The organism is Mastigocladopsis repens PCC 10914 (genome assembly GCF_000315565.1).
Taxonomy (GTDB): domain Bacteria; phylum Cyanobacteriota; class Cyanobacteriia; order Cyanobacteriales; family Nostocaceae; genus Mastigocladopsis; species Mastigocladopsis repens.
Map to the genome: position 1 here is coordinate 1,844,776 of NZ_JH992901.1, position 18,972 is coordinate 1,863,747.

An 18,972-nucleotide genomic window follows, 5' to 3' on the forward strand; every position below is an offset into this window, starting at 1 on the left:
ATGGGGATGAGGGAGATGGGGAAGTCATTTCTCGCCCACTTCCTTTTAATATGCAATAGGGTAAAAATTAGTATAATTTTTACAGAGTTTTAGGGAATCTTACGCAAGAAATTACTTATAGACAAAGCAAAAATAATAGAAGATAGTTAAATACATTACTTGATAGATAGAGAACAATTTTGTGCTAATAGCTATTGCAATCATTTATGCACGCCTTTGCTCAGTTTATCTCACTACCATCTGTTGATTCTGCAATTGACTTTTCTCCCCTAAAGGTTGCGCCCGACACACCATTGTCAGAAGTCGTTTCTCTGATGAGGAAGAGTCAACCGCAAGCCAGCTGTGTGTTGATAGTTGAGAATTTGCACATAGTGGGGTGGTTCACAGAGCATGATGCATTGGGGCTTTTATACTCAGACTTAGACATACAAAAAGCTAAGATATCTGAAGTGATGGAGACTTCAGTGCTTACCCTCAAACTTTCTGAAGTTTCTAGTATAAAATTGCTACTGTCATTTCTACGTCAGCATCGTCTGTTTTTTATACCAATAGTTGATGAACAAGGTCAACTCGTTGGATTAGTTAGTTACGAAAGTATTTGTCAAGTTTTGGAACAGGGAGGGGAAATCATATCAAGTCCGTTTAGGCCTCTCTCCGAAGAAGCCTCCCCGCCTGGAACATCCCTTCTCGTAAACGGGGAGGGTTTGGGGGTGCGCTTCCAAGAGAATAGCAACTTATCGAATAACCCTATTATATCAGAAAATGAGGCACAACAACGGTTACTAGAGGCAGCTGTTGTCAATGCCAACGATGCCATTGTCATTTTTGAAGCGAATGATGCATCAGATGATCCATTAGGTGGGCGTATCGTGTATGTGAACGAAGCGTTTACCTGCATGAGTGGTTGGTCAGCTGATGAAGTCATTGGTAAAACGCTGCCTATTTTATATGGTGAGAAAACCTCCGAGAGCGAGATAGATAGAATTCGCGTCACGCTTGGAGATGGCACGTCAATGAGAACAGAATTTATCAATTACCACAAAAATGGCTCCACTTACTGGGTTGAGGTCAGCATATCCCCAATTGCCAGTTCAGAGGGCAAAACCACTCATTTTGTGGCAATACACCGGGATATTTCTGATTGCAAATTGGCAGAAGAAGCGCTACGGTGGAGCGAAGAACTCTTCAGACAAACAGCAGAAAACATTCGCCAAGTTTTGTTTGTGCGAGACACCAAGCAGGACCAAATTATTTATGTAAATCCAGCCTATGAAGAAATTTGGGGACGCAGCCGCGCTCGTCTCTACGAAAAGTCTTTTGACTTTTTAGAAGCTATCCATCCACTGGATCGTGATCGCGTCATAGCTGCGATATTGACTCAGGAATTGGGTCATCTTTACAGCGAAGAATATCGCATTATCCGCCCTGACGGTGAGGAACGCTGGATTTGGACGCGCGCCGTTCCTTTAAAAAATGAATTGGGAGAAGTTTTCCGCATCTTTGGGATAAGCGAGGATATTACCGAGCGTAAAAGAGCGACTGAGGCATTACGCGAGAGTGAACAGCGGTTCCGGACACTGGCGGACGAGGTACCAGTACTGATTTGGATGAGTAATACTGATGGCTTAAATACATTTTGCAACAAATCTTGCGTAGAGTTTACAGGACGACCTTTAGAAGAATTACTCGGTATAGGTTGGGTAGAAGGAATTCATCCTGAAGATAGGCAGCCCTATTTTGATATGTACCTATCAGCATTCAAAAACCATCAGCGTTTCCAGTATGTTTGTCGTTATTTGCATGCAGATGGAGAGTATCGATGGCTGATCAACATTGGAGTTCCAAGATTTGCATCTGACGGTAACTTGATCGGTTACATTGGCTGCTCTACAGATATCACCGAACGCGTACAGGCAGAAGCAGCACTGCAGCAGGCGCAGGCAGAGTTGAAGCAGGCAAACGCAGAGCTAGAAACCCGAGTTGAGGAGCGGACAAGGGTTGTCAAAGAAATGAATCGGCAGATCATTTTTGAAATGACCGATCGCCTATACATAGAAGAGCAACTGCGGCAATCGCAGGAAATGCTCCAGTTAATTATGGACAACATCCCCCAGAGTATTTTCTGGAAAGACACAGCGTGCGTGTACTTGGGTAGCAATCGCAACTTTGCTAAAACAGTTGGTCTTGAGAGTTCAGAAGATGTTGTGGGCAAGACTGAGTATGATTTAGTGACTAACAAAGAGGAGGCAGACCTCTACACTGAATCTGACCTCAGGGTGATGCAGACCGATACGCCAGAATATCGCCTCATCTTTGCACACCAACGAAACGATGGCAAACAAGTTTGGCTGGAAGCAAGTAAAATCCCACTTCATGATGCTGAAGGCAATGTGATGGGGGTTCTGGGCACTTTTGAAGACATAACTGATCGCAAGCAGGCGCAGGAGGCGCTGGAAAAAAGTGAAGAGCGTTTTCGCTTCTTGGTTGAATCCATACCCCAACAAGTATGGTTCGCCCGAGCGGATGGTCACCTTGAGTACGTTAACCAGCGAGCGCTCGAATACCACGGCTGCACCCACGAGGAGGTTGAAGGCTGGAAATGGGAGCAATGGATACATCCTGAAGATTTGCCAAGGTGTCTTGACCTGTGGATGAGATCACTGGCAACAGGCGAAACTTTTGAAGTAGAATTTCGCCTGTTTGGGATAGTTGACCAAGGTTACCGCTGGCACTTGGCACGCGCCTTACCCCTGCGCGATAAGCAAGGACAAATTTTAAGCTGGTTTGGGACAAATACAGACATTCACGACCGCAAGCAAGCAGAAGAAGCGCTGCAACGCAGCCAAGAGCGTTTCCGCAATTTAGTCGAAATGAGCAGCGATTTAGTTTGGGAAATTGATGAACACGCTGTTCACACTTATGTGAGTCCAAAAGTATGCGAGATTTTGGGTTACCAGCCACAAGAAGTGTTGGGCAAAACCCTTTTTGAGTTGATGCTACCAGAAGAAGCTAAGCGTTTTGCTAATAGACTTGGCTCAATTGCTGCCGTACAACAACCATTCAAATGTCTGGAATTTGCTGTCATTCACAAAGATGGACATTTAGTTATTCTCGAAGGCAGTGGGGTACCCATATTCGATGCTGAAGGTAAATTTCGGGGTTATCGTGGCATTGACCGAGATATTACCGAACGTAAGCAGGCAGAAGAAAGTTTACGACTGCGCGATCGCGCGATCACAGCTAGTAGCAATGGCATTATGATTGCTGATGTCACAATGCCAAATTCACCAATCATATATGCTAATCCGGCATTGGAGCAAATCACTGGTTATTCCGTAGCGGAAGTGATTGGGAAAAACTGCTGTTTTCTCCATGGCGCTGATATCAATCAACCAGCTATAACCGTACTACATGATGCTATTGCCCAAGGAAAAAGCTGCACCGTGGTTGTACGTAACTACCGTAAAAATGGCGCTTTGTTTTGGAATGAGATCAGTATTTCTCCGGTGTATGACATCAATGGTAAATACACTCATTCCATTGGTATTCAAAATGATATTTCAGAGCGCAAACAAGCAGAGGTGGCGCTCTTAATATCGCAAGAGCAGCTACAATATTTACTTTCTTCTAGTCCTGGTGTGATTTATAGCTGCAAAATTTACAGTGATTATGGCATTACCTTTATGAGCGAAAACGTTATCGCCATGTTGGGGTATGAAGCACAGGAATTTATGGAAAACCCAAGCTTTTGGGCTAGTCATGTTCACCCAGAAGACCTACAGCAGGTTTTTGCTGCGGCATCAAAACTTCTTGAACAAGGACAATATAGCCACGAGTACCGTTTTTTACACAAAAATGGCACTTACCAGTGGATGTACGACCAAGCAAAGCTAGTGCAGGATGATGCTGGTAATCCATTGGAAATTGTCGGTTACTGGTTAGATATCACCGAACGCAAGCAACTAGAAGAAGAACTAAAAGCTGCGTTGCACAAAGAAAAAGAACTCAATGAACTCAAATCTCGCTTCGTCTCAATGACTTCCCACGAGTTCCGTACGCCTTTAAGTACTATTCTTTCTTCGTCGGAGTTGCTAGAACACTACCGCCATAAGTGGACAGAGGAAAAACAACTGTCTCACCTGCATCGCATTCAAACTGCTGTCCAACATATGACTGAGATGTTAAACAATGTGTTGGTCATTGGCAAGGCAGAGGCAGGAAAATTAAGTTTTATCCCGAAGCCTTTCGATTTAGTCGAATATTGCCATTATCTTGTGGAAGAATTACAACTGAATGTTAACAATCAACATGCAATCAACTTTAACAGTCAATATAAATCCATGCCGTGCTGTATGGATGAAAAATTGCTAGGACATATCCTGAGTAATTTACTTTCAAATGCGATTAAGTATTCTTCAAGTGGTAGCACTGTTAGATTTACTCTTACGTTTAAAGACGGGTTAGCAGTATTTACAATTCAAGACCATGGGATAGGCATTCCATCAGAAGACTTACCCCACTTGTTTGAGTCTTTTCATCGAGCTACAAATGTGGGCAACATCCAAGGCACGGGGTTAGGATTAGCAATTGTAAAAAAGTGCGTGGATGTCCATGATGGTGAAATCACAGTGAAAAGTGAGGTCGGAGTGGGAACAATATTTACTGTAACTCTGCCATTAAATAATCACATTAAACCATAAGCAAGCCATGACCAAAATTCTAGTCATTGAAGATGAAGAATCAGTACGAGAAAATCTTTTAGATCTGCTGGAAGCAGAAAATTTCGATACTATTGCTGCTGCCAATGGACGCATTGGAGTAAAATTGGCACTTTCTGAAGTTCCCGATTTAATTTTATGCGACTTGATGATGCCAGAAATTGATGGTTATGGCGTACTGACAGCATTACGTGAAGAACCAATAACAGCAAGTATTCCCTTTATTTTTCTCACAGCCAGATCTGCTAGGGCTGATTTTCGTCAAGGGATGAATTTGGGCGCTGATGACTATCTCACTAAACCATTTACTCGTACTGAATTATTAAGTGCGATCGCAAGCCGCTTGACAAGACAAGCGAATTTGGCAAAGCAAATATGTACAAGATTTGAGGCTCAGACCATCTCTCCCAAAGTACAAATGATAGAAGGTTATTTACGCCGTACTTTAGAACAGAGAGACTTTCAACAATTTCAGGTTTATTATCAACCTATAGTCGATCTTCATTCTGGTAAAATCATCGCTGCTGAAAGTTTATTGCGTTGGCAGCATCCTGAATTGGGGATGGTTGCTCCTACAGAATTGATTCCTTTGGCAGAATCCACTGGTTTAATTGTCCCTATTGGTGAGTGGGTCTTAAAAAATGTTTGTCAACAAATTAAACTCTGGCACAATGCAGGATTTCCTGAGTTGCGTGTCGCTGTTAACTTATCTGTACATCAACTAATTCAACCTAATTTTAGTGAAAAAATACTTAAGTTTTTATTAGCTAATGATTTGAGACCAGGTTACTTAGAACTAGAGTTAACAGAAAGTATGATCATGCAAGACGTCAACAGCGCTATTGCCACTATGAAGGAAGTGCATTCTTTTGGTGTAAAAATTGCTATTGATGATTTTGGTACTGGTTATTCGTCTTTAATTTATTTGAAGCAATTACCAATTCATACCTTAAAAATAGACCGTTACTTTATTAAAGATATTACAAACGACTCCCAAAAATCAGCAATTACAACAGCATTGATTCAAATGGCACATAATCTCAATGTTCAGACAATTGCTGAAGGTGTGGAAACAGAACAAGAACTTGCTTTTTTGCGTCAATACAAATGTGATGCTATGCAAGGTTTTCTCTTTAGCCGTCCGTTACCAGTAGCAGAATTTGAAAAGATTTTGGTTGCTAACAAACGATTGAATGTATAAGTCTGATAATGCTTTGTAGTCAATGCTTAAACGCTACTAATAACCAATTTAATTCAAATCATTAGTAGTCTATTCAAAAAAAAATATAATAAAAAATTTATATAATTAATATTTTTGGATTATGCATAAAATTTTAGTCATAGAAGATGAGACAAGCGTACGACAGAATCTTTTGGAATTACTAACCTATGAGGATTTCAATGTGATTGCTGCAGAAAATGGTCGCATCGGCGTGCAGTTAGCTCAAGAGGAAATTCCCGACCTGATTATTTGTGATGTGATGATGCCAGAACTAGATGGTCATGGTGTTTTGAATACATTACGTCAACAACCCACAACAGCAGCGATTCCGTTGATTTTTTTGACAGCTAAAAGTGACAAAACTGACTTTCGTCAAGGAATGGAGTTGGGAGCTGATGATTATTTAACAAAGCCTTTTACTCGCGCAGAATTACTAGCTGCAATTTCCTCCCGATTAGACAAAAAAGTTACTATTAATCAGCACTCACAAAAAAGGCTAGATGATTTGCGTAGTAGTATTACTATGTCCCTTCCTCACGAAATGAGGACACCACTGAATGGTATTTTGGGTTTTTCAGAACTTTTAATGAAAGAAGTCGATACCCTTTCTCGGGATGAAATCCGTGAGATGGCAGAAGGTATTCATAAGTCGGGCGAACGTTTATACAGATTGATTCAGAACTTTTTACTATATGTAGAACTCGAACTTATAGCAACAGATCCAGAGCGAATTAAGCAGTTGCAAAGCTATAAAACCATTTTTCCTACAATTTCATTGAAAAAAACAATTATCGAAAAAGCTAAAAAAGCGGGACGTGAAGCAGATTTACAACTAAATTTAAAAACCCCTTGTTGTCTACAAATTTGTGAATCAAGACTTTATAAAATTGTTGAAGAATTAATTGATAATGCCTTTAAGTTTTCAGAATCAGGAACAATAATTCATATTATAAGTACTTTGGTTAGCAATCTACTTACTATATCAGTCACCGACCACGGGCGAGGTATGACAGCCGCTCAAATTGCTGAATTGGGAGCATATCGGCAATTTGAGCGCCAACTCTACGAACAACAAGGTTCGGGTTTGGGTTTAATCATCGCTAAACGTACGGCTGAATTACATGGAGGGGAACTCACTATTCACAGTAAACTAGGAGAAAAAACAGTTGTGCAGGTGGTGCTTCCGTGTAGTTGAGTCAAGAGTCAAGGGTCAGTTCCTCAACAAAAGGAAAAATCGGACTTTAGACGGGTGATATTTTTAGCACATCTAGTTTAAATTTTAAGGGCTGTGCATCAATAATTATTTAAATTGCAACTATGAAATATCTGCGTTGCTTGCTGCTTTTTCTGCTAATGACTACAGCAGCAGCCTGTGACCAGACTCGCGCCTCCCTAGAAGAACCTACACCCGAATCTTCTCCAGCTTCTGCTCAACTAGCACAGAATCGCACACAACCAAAAAATACCATTCGTACGGAACCACTTTCGCCCACACCCATCCGCATTAATGTACGTAATTTGCCACAACCCTTTGCTACTGAAAGTGCCTCAAACCCACCTCAGGTAGTACCAATTCCAGATAAGCCCACTCTGCGTGTACCTCTTGGTTTTGTGGTCAACGTTTTTGCTGATGGTTTGGAAGCTCCACGTTGGTTAGCTTTAACTCCTAACGGGGAAGTGTTGGTGACAGAAACCAGACAAAACCGTATTCGTTTACTGCGCGATACTAACGGTGATGGTGTGGCTGATGTCAAACAGACATTTGCAACTCAAGCCAATGGACTTAATATTCCTTTTGGTATGGCTTTTGCGGGTGATTCCTTCTTTCTTGGCAATACGAATGCTGTACGGCGATTTCCTTATAAAAAAGGTCAACAGCAACTCACTGGTACAGGTCAAAAAATTGCTAACCTTCCTGGTGGTGGTTACAATCAGCACTGGACTCGCAATGTGGTAGCATCACCCGATGGGAAAAAGCTATACGTTTCCGTTGGTTCTGAATCCAATGTAGATGAAGAAGCATTACCACGGGCTTCGGTGCAGGTCATGAACTTGGATGGATCTGGGCAGCAGACTTTTGCTTCTGGCTTGCGTAACCCAGTTGGTCTGGACTTTCATCCTGTGACTAAGGAACTTTATGCCACTGTCAATGAACGCGATGGTATAGGTGATGACCTAGTACCAGATTACCTGACACGCATTCAACAGGGAGAATTCTACGGTTGGCCCTATGCCTACCTCGCACCTAAAAACCTCGACCCACGTCAGAAGACGGGTGAGGTCAGTAAACGGCCTGACTTAGTAGGTCGCACCCGTACCCCAGATGTTCTCTTCCAAGCACACTCAGCCGCGTTGGGATTGCAGTTTTATGACGGTCGGACGTTCCCTGAAAAATATCGTAATGGTGCTTTTGTTGCCTTTCGTGGTTCGTGGAACCGAGATCGCGGCACTGGCTACAAAGTCGTTTTTGTCCCATTTGATGCCAAGGGGAGATCTCAAGGTTACTATGAAGACTTTCTGACAGGATTTCTGATAAACCCTACTGAAGCGACTACTTGGGGGCGTCCTGTAGGCTTGCTCGTCTTACCTGACGGTAGCCTTTTACTCACAGAGGAAGCGAATAACCGGATTTATCGGATTCAGTATACGGGGGGTTAGTGGGTAGTGGGTACTGGGTAGTGAATAGTTATTTTTTGACAATTATCAATTATCAACTATCGGCAAATGGACAACGGGTGCTAAGTCGAGAGTGCAATGAGTTGCAGTGGTTTTAAGATGAGAAAATACAAAGAATCATTGGGAGGAATCAATCGCCATGACTGTTATCACAGCTAAGTGGACGATTGACGAATATCACAGCATGATAGCCGCCGGCATTTTGGGCGATCGCAAACTTGAACTGCTTAAGGGAGAAATAGTAGAAATGTCGCCGGAAGGAGAACCCCATGCTTATTCTAGTGATGAAGCAGGAGAGTATCTAGCTTCTTTATTGGCTGAACGTGCCAAAGTTCGTCATGCTAAACCAATTACACTACCAAACGACTCGGAACCCGAACCAGATATTGCTATTGTCCAACGCTTGGGGCGCGAGTATCGAGAGCATCACCCCTATCCAGAAAATATCTTCTGGTTAATTGAATATGCGAACTCCAGTTTAGAGAAAGATTTAGAGACAAAAAGCAAAATCTATGCAGAAGTCGGTATCCCGGAATATTGGGTTGTCAACCTCAAAAAGCTACACTTGGTGGTGTTCCGAGAACCTTTAGACGGAGAGTACGCTGCAAAACTCACACTGACTGCGGGAACAATTCAACCGCTTGCATTCCCTGATGTTTCCGTTTGTGTAGAACAGATTATCAACGGTTGAGGTAAAATTGTGTACTACCAACTAACAACTACTCATCCCCTAAAACCATCCTTCCTGTTCGAGTGTTTCAATCAATTGAAGTCCACGGGGGTCGCCTACTCCCAAAATGGCGGCTTTGGTATCTTCCCGCACTCCCAAATCTTGGTCTTCGGCAAATGCTTGAATTAACGCATCAATAGCGGTGGCATAAACCACGTTAGAAGGCAGTTCGCGACAGAGTTGTCCAATTGCCCAAGCGCAATTACTTCGCACCGCTGCTACGGGGTCTTGCACCAAGGCTTCAATTAACGGTGGTATTGCTCCCACAACTGCCTCGTATCCCACAACTGCCATTTGTGCCAAGGCGCTGGCTGCCCACAAACGCACTGCGGAAATATCGGTTCTCAAAGCATCTGCTAGAGGTGCTAGGCAACGGCGATCGCCACAGTTGCCCAATGCCCAAACGGCTCCTTTACGCACGTAGCCATTCCAATCTCGGTTTAACTGGGTAATCAACGGTTCAACCGCATCTGAACTTGGGTTTCTTCCAATACCATATGCCGCACTCACCCGCACTAAGGGACAGGTATCAGTTAACAGGCGAATCAAATGGGGGGTAGCTCTAGCATCTTCTATGTCGCAAAAAGCACGAGCCGCTAGCATCCTTTGCTGCGGCTGAGGATCTTCCAATAATGCCAGCATATGCTCTGGATTGGGCTTAGGCGTCTCTGTTTCGGCAGTGAGCGCTCCCATATGATCCAGTGGGCTTTCTAGCTCTGCTTCGACATCAAGTAGGCTTAGGTCGTCTTCGTCATACATAGTTTCAATCCCTGATAGGGATTAACATATAACCCCCCGTGTCAATAAGTCAAACTCTTAATATTAGTTTATTTTTCAACTAGGGCGGTAGGAGAAATTCATTCAAAATTCACGCATTCAAAATTCAGAAATTTTTCTACATCCCTATTTCCCTATATCATCCAGAGATTTTATCATCCACAAGGAATGGGTTTGATAATGTAGCTGATTGTAAAGATTGAATGCGGCTGTGTTAGTTTGAAAAACTTGCAATCCAATCTGGTGATCCCCTCTACTCCTTGCCCAATCTTCTATATATCGCATCAAAGCTGTCCCAATACCCCGCCGCCGATGTTCTGGCAAAACGTAGAGTAAAAAGATGTGAACATGGCGATCGCCACGTACTTGATCTATGGCATTTCCCACCCAGAGACAGGCGATGGGGGAAGATGAGGACGGGGGGGGCGGGGGAAAGGGAGAATGACTCTTGCTTACACCTCCACTCCTCCCTTCCTCCACTCGCACAAAATCTACCCACCACACCGGGGTTTCCTTGGAGAAGTATTGCTCGACTGTTCGCGCTAAATGGGAGAAATCTTGCTGAGGAAAAGCTTCTTGATAGGTTCGCTGCATGAACTTCACCAGTAACGCCTTATCCAAGGTAGAGCCACGGCGAATACAGTAACCCGGTAGTAGTTCCTCAGACACTTACACTTAATCAAGGAGACAAGGTGGACAAGCTGGAAGTGGGGGTATTTACTCCTCGCACTTCCCCTACTCCCCTATTCTCTTCAATAGGTGCGGGTGCAGCCATATCTGAGGGTAAAAAGATGCGGGCGCTCACTGCTACAAGGGCAATGATGAATATCAACACCACGATAAACGGGGCGATGTACTGACGAAATATAGCCATTATTGTGGTTTGCAACGAACAGGGTTCTTCTATGAAAAGGTAGCTTAAGATTTGTAAAACTTTCTTGGTTTATTTTAGCGAGTTTTAGGTGCTTGTGAAGTACCCCATCTTGCCTTCGGCTAAAGAATTCTTTCGCTTACCCCCTCACCCCCTTACACCCTTACACCCCTAGTTTTTCTAAGGCTGGAGGCTAGGAAGTCCATAGCGCTTACGGAACATCGCTGGGGCTAGGGACGGTCGCGTTCCAAGTCAGCAATTGCTTTTTCCCAATACCAATTCTCTGGCATAGCTGGGAAGTCTTGCTTTACCCGATCTACCAGACGTTCAGCGATAGTAACATCACCAGCTAAAGAGATCAGCCTGTTTTTGAGATGTGTATCAGGTCCACGCTCATCTCTTCGGGAGACTCGAGTTCTTCCTGGTCCTGTCTGTGACTGCTGTCTTCTAAACTCCCAAAATAAAACGTAATAAAGTGTACCAAAAATGACAATGAGACTAAATGTTCCTAGAAGAGTTAGTAAGTTAGCCGTCAGGAATCCCAGAACTAACTGGGAGAGCACGTAGCCAAGCAAGACACCAGTAATTAAGAGAATAGCTGTTGCAATAACAATAATTAGTTTCTGCCCCATAAATCTCCTTCCTCATCGTCGAGTCCTGGTCTGGATATTGCCACTGGCTGTTGGTTCCAAGGGGCAAAGAATGGCAACAGAAATAACCCCGGCAAAGCAGCGACTATACTAATTAAGAAAAACATAGACCAACCCGTAGTTTTTGCCAAACTGCCAGATGGGGCAACCAAAATGTCTCGGCTGACAGCCATAATGCTTGATAGTAAAGCAAATTGAGTGGCAGAAAAACGCGGGTTACACTGACTCATCATAAAGGCAGCGAACGCTGTTGTTCCCAACCCACCACAGAAGTTTTCTACGTTGATTGTAAGCACTAAAAACTGGTAGTTTTTACCGAGTTGAGCCAGAACAAAGTAAGCTAAATTACTCACTGCTTGCAGAATGCCAAACACCCAAAGCGAGCGATTAATACCGATTTTACTCAAAACCACTCCCCCTACGAGAGCACCTACAATGGAAGCAATGAGTCCCATACCAGTCTGAATCGCACCAATGTCAGTTAGGGTGAACCCTGTTTGCAGCAAAAAGGTCGTTGCCATACTACTAAGAAAAGCATCGCCCAGTTTATAGAAAAGGATGAACACCAAAACCAAGAAGGCTTGGAGTAAGCCTTGGCGCTGGAAAAATTCCCCAAATGGTAGTATGACCGCATCTGCTAACGACTGTGGTGGGCTAATTTGCTTTGGTTCTGGTGCTAATAGGGTGCCAAAAATCCCAATTGCCATGGTTGCTGCCATTAACAAGTAAACCGATGACCACGGTATTCTATCAGCAAGTATGAGCGCCAAGGAACCTGTGAGCAACAGCGCCATTCGATAACCTAAAACGAAAACCGCTGCACCAGCTCCCATCTCCAGTTCGTGAAGAACATCAGTACGATAGGCATCGGCGACGATATCTTGAGTCGCACTGAAAAAGGCAATCACTACGGCATTAATGGCTAAAAGTTGTAATGCTTGCTTGGGTTGTTGCAAAGCCATGAAGGCGATCGCAATCAACAACGCCACTTCTATCCCAATTAGCCAACCCCGCCGCCGTCCCAAAAATGGCAGTGTAAATCTATCTAATAAAGGTGCCCAAATAAACTTAAAGGAATATGGCACAGCCACTAAGCTAAACAACCCAATAGCTGTTAAATCCACTTTCTCTACTGTCATCCAAGCCTTTAAGGTATTACCCGTTAAAAAGAACGGCAAACCTGATGAAAAGCCTAACAACAACAAAGCCGCCATCTTCCGGCTTTGAAAAACTTGCAGTAGCGATGAAATTGTTTTCACTGTTTTATATAATTCTCCTGACCAGGATGAATTTCCGATATCTTGCCACACTTAGTGTGTAATGTCAGGCAAAGATGCCAATACATAACGCAAAGTTCCACAATTTTACCTAGCAGTAGGTAAAAAATTCATAATAAACTTTCCGACTTTCCCATCTGGCAACAAGACGAAGATATTTACGTAAGCAACGATACAACCCTTTAAATTGGTAGATAGAACGAACACCTTCAAATGAGGTGATATCGAAGGGCAATTGAATAGTAAAAGTGCTCCCTTTACCTAGCTCACTTTGTACATTTAAACTGCCGTAATGTGCCTTAACAATTGCTTGAGCGATCGCCAACCCTAATCCAGAACCGCCAGTGCTACGAGAGCGATCGCCCATCACCCGATAGAAGCGGTCAAAAATCCTCTTCAGTTCCTGCTGTGGAATACCAATGCCTGTATCCTGAACCGAAATCACAGCATGAGTGCCATTACGGTCTAAAACAACTATTACTTGACCACCCACTCTAGTGTATTGGATAGCATTGACAATTAAGTTGGAAATCAGACGATAAAGCTGCTCACAATTGCCTGTAATATTCAAAGGTTGATGCACTCGTATTGAAGATGCCAGTTTCACTTGTGCTGAGGATGCCATCGCTGCAAATTCTTCAATTAAGTCGCTGACAATCTCATTCAAGCAACAAGGTTCACGTCGCATTGGCATGGGTTGTCGATCTAGGCGGGATAAAAGCAGCAAGTCAGCAACCAAAGTCGTGAGTCGCAGATTTTGACGTTCTACAGTTTGCAAAATGTCCCGCGCTTCTGTTTCATCCAGTTGCGGCATCATAAGCGCTGATTCTACTGTTGCTCGTGTTGCAGCCAAAGGTGTCCGTAATTCGTGTGCTACATCCGCTGTAAATTGTTGAATTTGTCTGTAGGATTGATAAATCGGTTGCATCGCTAATCCTGCTAACCACCAGCTAGCAATACCTACCAAACCCATTGCCACTGGCAATCCGAACACTAAAATCAATTTCACAGCATTTAGATAACTACTAAAGTCTTCGAGACTTCGCCCCACTTGGATATATCCCCAATCCCGATTGTCTTGGGTGTGCAGCACAAAGGAAATTTGATGGTAAAGGTTGCCTTTGCTGTCTTTCAGAGTTTGCCAAAGTTCTTTGTTCAAGACTGGGGACAGCCCTTCTGGATAAGAGCCTGCTATAGCAAACAGGCGTCCTGAGTTATCGAAAAAACGTACATAATAGTAGCCTTGGTTGATTGCGCTCTCCGTATGGCGTTTGAAAGTTAATTGCTCTTGAATGCACCTGTCTCCAACAACACAGATATTTGGTAGAAGCTGCTTTAAAACTGGTTCCAAGCGTCCGGGTTGCTGTAGTTTTAGTTCAATACTGTCATGCAGAGTTCCTGCAACGGATTCCAACTCCCGGTCTAAGGTTACCCAATGAGCATGGGATACTGCTTGGTAAACGCCAAATCCGCACAGGCTTAAGATAAGAGCCATGACAAGCGCGTACCACGAAGCCAAACGCAAGCGGGTTAGCCTAAATAGTTTATTTTGATTCATGGCGCGAGATAAGACGGTATCCCATACCATGCAGTGTTTCAATAGGATTGACACAGCCACTATTGGCTAGTTTGCGGCGAAGCAAACGCATTTGAGCCGCCACCACATTACTCATAGGTTCTGCACTCACTTCCCAAAGCTGATTGCGAATCTGTTCAGTGGTAACAATTTGGTTCGGGTGCCTCATAAAATACTCCAGTAGCTGAAATTCTTTGTTAGTTAGGGGGATGACCTGTCTATCCCCCGTAGCGTTGTGACTCACAACGGTGCTACTGCCGTAATCTAGAGTCAGGTTGCCAACCGTTAGTTCTTGGGGTTGGAAGTGAGGCGTTAGCGAAGCTCCTCCGTAGGAGGCTCGCCTCTGTAATGCCCGTAACCGCGCCAGTAATTCCGCCATGCCAAATGGCTTTACTAAGTAGTCATCTGCACCTGCATCCAGCCCAGTCACTTTATCTTCCATTGTGTCTTTAGCTGTCAGCATCAACACAGGCAGAGGATTTTTTTTATTACGTAACCGTTGGCACAACTCCAAGCCTGACATTCCTGGCAACATCCAATCAATAATAGCCAGCGTATATTGCGTCCAGCTATTTTCTAGATATGCCCATGCATCAGTTCCATTCATCACCCAGTCAACCAAGTACTTCTGGTGGGTAAGAGTTCGCTTAATAGCAGTACCTAAATCTGGTTCATCCTCGACTAGCAGCACTCTCATAGAATTAACCTGTCAGCGATAAAGGGAGCATTTCCCACAAAACTTTTTCAGTACGCCTGCCTCGCTGTTATCTAAGACAATTATCGATTAAAGTTAAAACGCCCGTCTACCTTTTGACCATCAACATTAGCAGTAATTTTCACTTGATATTGACCAGTTGCTGTTTGAGATAGCAAACCTGTGTAATGTTTATCTTTTGGATCATAGGTAAATGGAACAGTTTGTTGTTTCCCATCGGGCGACTGAACTTGAGCCGTCACTTTAGCATTCGGTATCGCAGAGTGATTGTCCCCTCTTTGTAAATAAAAATCCATGTGCGTTACATTTGCTTCCTTTTCTGGGACAAACTCTAAGTGATAAGCTCCTGTCTCCACAACTTGACCCCCATGAGATTCACCATGCTGCCCCTCTGTTTTCGCAGATACTGAAGCTGAAGATGCTGGAGACTGAGTGGTTGAGGTAGTAGTTGTTTGACTAGTTTCTGTATTACCTGCTTGCTCCCCGTTACTACAAGCTCCTAAGAAAAGCAGCCCCATAGTTCCTAGAACAATAAGACCTGATTTGAACGATTTCATTGATTTACTCCTTAGTAATTCTTTAATAATTGGGACAATAAAAGGTAGCACAATTTTCTAGTTAGGAATTATCGCTCAATGACTGCTCTAACTGCCTTTCCATTGTCTACAAATTGCGTAGTTCGCTTCGGGAACAAGAACTTACCAAATTTGGCATACAACGCGGGTAACACCACCAAAGTTAATGCTGTAGAAGTAAACAAACCACCCAACACCACTATCGAAAGTGGTTGCAAAATTTCTTTGCCAGGACAACTTTCAACAACTAAGGGTGCTAATCCCAAAGCTGATGTAAAAGCTGTCATCAAAATGGCGTTAAGCCGTTCCATTGAACCTTTCATTAACAGTTCCTTAAGTGGCATTCCTTCAGCGTATTTGGTGTTGTAATTATCTACCAACAACAAACCATTACGAGTAGCAACTCCAAATAAAGTGACAAATCCAACCAAAGAAGCGATAGAAATAACGCCGCCAGTCAAAGCCACTGAAAATACTCCCCCCACCAATGCCAAAGGTAAGTTAATCATAATCATGCCAGTAGAAGGAATAGATTTGACGGAAAGATACATAATGACAGTGATGACAACAAAGGCAATGATACTGAAAATTAAGATATTCTGAGTTGCTCTTTCTTGTGCCTCAAATTGACCTGCGTACTGAATATAGTACCCATTAGGTGGATGTACCTGCTGATTCACTTTGTCTCGAATTTCATCAACGATAGAGCGCAAATCTCTACCGCTAGCATTAGCAGAAACGACAATTAAACGAGAGACATTCTCTCTGTTAATAGTGTTGGGACCAGTGCCATTGTCAATTGTGGCAACTTGTGCCAAAGGAATCTTATTACCGCCAGAAGTATCTACTAACAAATCGCGAATGGTATCCAGATTTTGACGTGCTTCTGGTTTCAACCAAACAACTAAGTCGAAGGTTTGTTGGTTCTCCAAAACTTGAGATACCACTCTTCCATTGAGTGCAGTTTCAATGATTTCGGAAAGTTTTCCTACTGTTAAACCATATCTCGCAGCAGCAGGTCTATTGAACTTAATTTGTATTTGTTCTACTGGAACCTGGGGTTCAAGTTGTAAATCGACAATACCATCAACAGTTTTCATTACCTCATTAACTTGACTCCCGATGGTGCGGAGTTGTTCTAAGTCAGGACCGAAAATTTTGACAGCGATCGCACTCCTAACTCCAGACAAAACTTCATCCATCCGGTGAGAAATAAAACCACCAATATTTGGTGCAACTCCTGGTAATTTGTTAAATTCTTCTCGCAGCTTCTTAATAGTCCCCTCACGGTCTTTCATCCCCTCATCGCTTAACTCGATATCCAAATGTGCCAAGTTCACACCTGCTGCATCCGCATCACCAGGCGCACGTCCAGAACGTAATTGCACATAAGGAAATCTGGGGTCATTTTTTAGGGCATCTTGAAGAGCAAATCCTGCACTATTTGTCGCCTCAAGAGACACACCCGGATAAAGCGTTAAAGTATTCACTAAAGTTTGCTCTTGAAACTCTGGTAAAAACACTCTTCCAAAAGAGGGAACAATCACAATTACTGCAATCAGACTGGCAGCAGCTAGGGCTAAGATAATTCCAGAATGGCGCATCGAAAAAGTTAATAAAGGACGATACAGTCCCTTAAAAAATCTTGCAACCCAAGGCTCTGTTTCTGGTAAATTACCATGAGGTAGTAGAATTGCACATAAAGCTGGAGTTACAGTTAATGCCGTCACACTAGAAGCAATAACTGCTGCCATATAGCCCAATCCCATAGGAATAAAAATGTTACCTTCTACACCTGTCAAGGCAAAAACTGGGGAGAAAACAACTATGGTAATGATGGTAGCTCCAAATACCGAATCTCGTACCTCCTGACAACCGTCAAATACCACATCTAAAATGGGACGCGGGTTGAGGGAGTGCTTATTCTCTCGCAGGTTGCGGTAGACATTTTCAGCATCGACAATCGCATCATCAACCGCAGAACCAATTGCGACTGCTAAACCTCCCAAAGTCATTGTATTTAAACCTTGTCCCACCCAATTAAGTAGTAGCACTCCTACTAATAAAGATAATGGAAGGGCTGTTAAACAAATAGCCAGGTTGCGCCAATTCATTAAAAATGGAATGAGAATAAGCGCAACAATAATACTGCCTTCAACTAAAGCTTCCCTAACATTTTCAATCGAAGAATCGATATAGTTTTCCTGACGGAAGGTAGCTTGTACCTTAATGTCTTTCGGCAAGCTTGCTTTAATCTCTTCCATCGCTGCTTCTATGGCACGAGTAACAGTAGGAGTATCAGCTTGAGGCTGTTTATTTATCATGACGATAATGGCTTGTTGACCATTAAAGGTGCCATCACCTCGTTTAATAGATGCACCAATTTGTACATCAGCAATATCCGATATTTTGACAGGGGTGCCGTTGCGAGCAGTAATCACTGATTGCTGTAATTCTTCTATAGATTCAATCCGTCCAATACCCCGAATTAACTTTTCACGGTCAGAGGTTATTAAATAGCCACCAGGAGCATTGACATTGGCAGCAGATGTTGCTTCAACTACGTCTTCTAAAGTGACATTAAATGCTTTCAACTTCTGGTGATCAACTAATACTTGATATTGGCGAACATCGCCACCATACGCTATAACCTGACTCACACCAGGAACAGCTAAAAGGCGGTTTGTCACTTGCCAATCAACTATACGCCGTACTTCTATTAAAGGAGTCGTTTCAGAAGTAAAAGCGTATTGCAATACAGTACCGATGGGAGAAGTGGTAGGAGAAATTTGCGGCGTTTCTACCGCTTGGGGCAGTTTACTAAAGCTCTGTTGCAATCGCTCGGTTATCAGTTGGCGAGCTTGATAGATATCGGTTTCCCAGTTAAAAATGACTTTAACAACCGAGAGTCCCGACGCACTCGAAGAGCGTACTGCTGTCACTCCTGGAGTCCCGTTAATGGAACTTTCAATTGGTAAAGTTACTAGGGATTCAACTTCTTCGGGAGCAAGTCCAGGGGCTTCGGTTTGAATTTCGACCTGCGGTGGTGCAAAACTGGGGAAAACATCTAAGGGCATTTGGATAATTGTACGAAATATCCAAATGGTGACGACAATTGCACCCAGGATGACTAGCCAACGACGGGCGATCGCCCATTTAATGATGGCACTCAGCATTTTTATTGA

General features: G+C 43.3%; 14 protein-coding genes. 5 read left to right on the plus strand and 9 right to left on the minus strand.

From position 1 onward, the window contains the following. Positions 1-206 precede the first annotated feature (206 nt). The 5 genes from MAS10914_RS0110315 to MAS10914_RS0110335 all read left to right on the plus strand — a co-directional run bounded on the left by MAS10914_RS0110315 (position 207) and on the right by MAS10914_RS0110335 (position 9,307). Positions 207-4,700: a PAS domain S-box protein gene (locus tag MAS10914_RS0110315; protein ID WP_017315856.1), complete on the plus strand. Its 4,494-nt coding sequence runs from the start codon at positions 207-209 to the stop codon at positions 4,698-4,700. A gap of 7 nt (positions 4,701-4,707) precedes the next feature. Continuing rightward, positions 4,708-5,919, plus strand: a complete 1,212-nt coding sequence (locus tag MAS10914_RS0110320) for an EAL domain-containing response regulator (RefSeq protein ID WP_017315857.1) — start codon at positions 4,708-4,710, stop codon at positions 5,917-5,919. Between the two features lie 121 nt (positions 5,920-6,040). Further along, a complete protein-coding gene (locus MAS10914_RS0110325) occupies positions 6,041-7,135 on the plus strand; it encodes a hybrid sensor histidine kinase/response regulator (protein WP_017315858.1) in 1,095 nt (364 codons plus the stop codon). Between the two features lie 122 nt (positions 7,136-7,257). Beyond that, on the plus strand, positions 7,258-8,598 hold the full coding sequence (locus MAS10914_RS0110330) for a PQQ-dependent sugar dehydrogenase (RefSeq protein ID WP_017315859.1): 1,341 nt from the start codon (positions 7,258-7,260) through the stop codon (positions 8,596-8,598). 157 nt (positions 8,599-8,755) lie between these two features. After that, positions 8,756-9,307 (plus strand): Uma2 family endonuclease, encoded by a 552-nt coding sequence (locus MAS10914_RS0110335; RefSeq protein ID WP_017315860.1) that lies wholly within the window; start codon positions 8,756-8,758, stop codon positions 9,305-9,307. A gap of 39 nt (positions 9,308-9,346) precedes the next feature. Here the strand turns inward: MAS10914_RS0110335 and MAS10914_RS0110340 are convergent, their stop codons facing one another. From MAS10914_RS0110340 to MAS10914_RS0110380, 9 genes are all read right to left on the minus strand, one after another. Then, the gene (locus tag MAS10914_RS0110340; RefSeq protein ID WP_017315861.1) at positions 9,347-10,105 is read right to left on the minus strand and encodes a HEAT repeat domain-containing protein; all 759 of its coding nucleotides are present in this window, start codon (positions 10,103-10,105) and stop codon (positions 9,347-9,349) included. 144 nt (positions 10,106-10,249) lie between these two features. Next, complete coding sequence (locus MAS10914_RS0110345; protein WP_026082464.1) at positions 10,250-10,792, minus strand: GNAT family N-acetyltransferase; 543 nt, start codon at positions 10,790-10,792, stop codon at positions 10,250-10,252. 10 nt (positions 10,793-10,802) lie between these two features. Continuing rightward, positions 10,803-10,997, minus strand: a complete 195-nt coding sequence (locus MAS10914_RS32705; RefSeq protein ID WP_071599814.1) for a hypothetical protein — start codon at positions 10,995-10,997, stop codon at positions 10,803-10,805. Between the two features lie 227 nt (positions 10,998-11,224). Beyond that, positions 11,225-11,626, minus strand: coding sequence for a hypothetical protein (locus MAS10914_RS0110355; RefSeq protein WP_017315864.1), 402 nt, complete (start codon positions 11,624-11,626; stop codon positions 11,225-11,227). Continuing rightward, the gene (locus MAS10914_RS0110360) at positions 11,611-12,903 is read right to left on the minus strand and encodes an AmpG family muropeptide MFS transporter (protein ID WP_017315865.1); all 1,293 of its coding nucleotides are present in this window, start codon (positions 12,901-12,903) and stop codon (positions 11,611-11,613) included. The genes MAS10914_RS0110355 and MAS10914_RS0110360 overlap by 16 nt, the downstream gene beginning before the upstream one ends. A 109-nt stretch (positions 12,904-13,012) precedes the next feature. Next, on the minus strand, positions 13,013-14,479 hold the full coding sequence (gene rppB / locus MAS10914_RS0110365) for a two-component system sensor histidine kinase RppB (protein ID WP_017315866.1): 1,467 nt from the start codon (positions 14,477-14,479) through the stop codon (positions 13,013-13,015). Further along, the gene (gene rppA / locus MAS10914_RS0110370) at positions 14,466-15,194 is read right to left on the minus strand and encodes a two-component system response regulator RppA (RefSeq protein WP_017315867.1); all 729 of its coding nucleotides are present in this window, start codon (positions 15,192-15,194) and stop codon (positions 14,466-14,468) included. The genes rppB and rppA overlap by 14 nt, the downstream gene beginning before the upstream one ends. A gap of 80 nt (positions 15,195-15,274) precedes the next feature. After that, complete coding sequence (locus MAS10914_RS0110375) at positions 15,275-15,769, minus strand: hypothetical protein (RefSeq protein WP_017315868.1); 495 nt, start codon at positions 15,767-15,769, stop codon at positions 15,275-15,277. 68 nt (positions 15,770-15,837) lie between these two features. Then, positions 15,838-18,963 carry an efflux RND transporter permease subunit gene (locus MAS10914_RS0110380; protein ID WP_017315869.1) on the minus strand — a complete coding sequence of 1,042 codons (3,126 nt, stop codon included), beginning with the start codon at positions 18,961-18,963 and terminating at the stop codon, positions 15,838-15,840. Between the last annotated feature and the right edge of the window lie 9 nt (positions 18,964-18,972).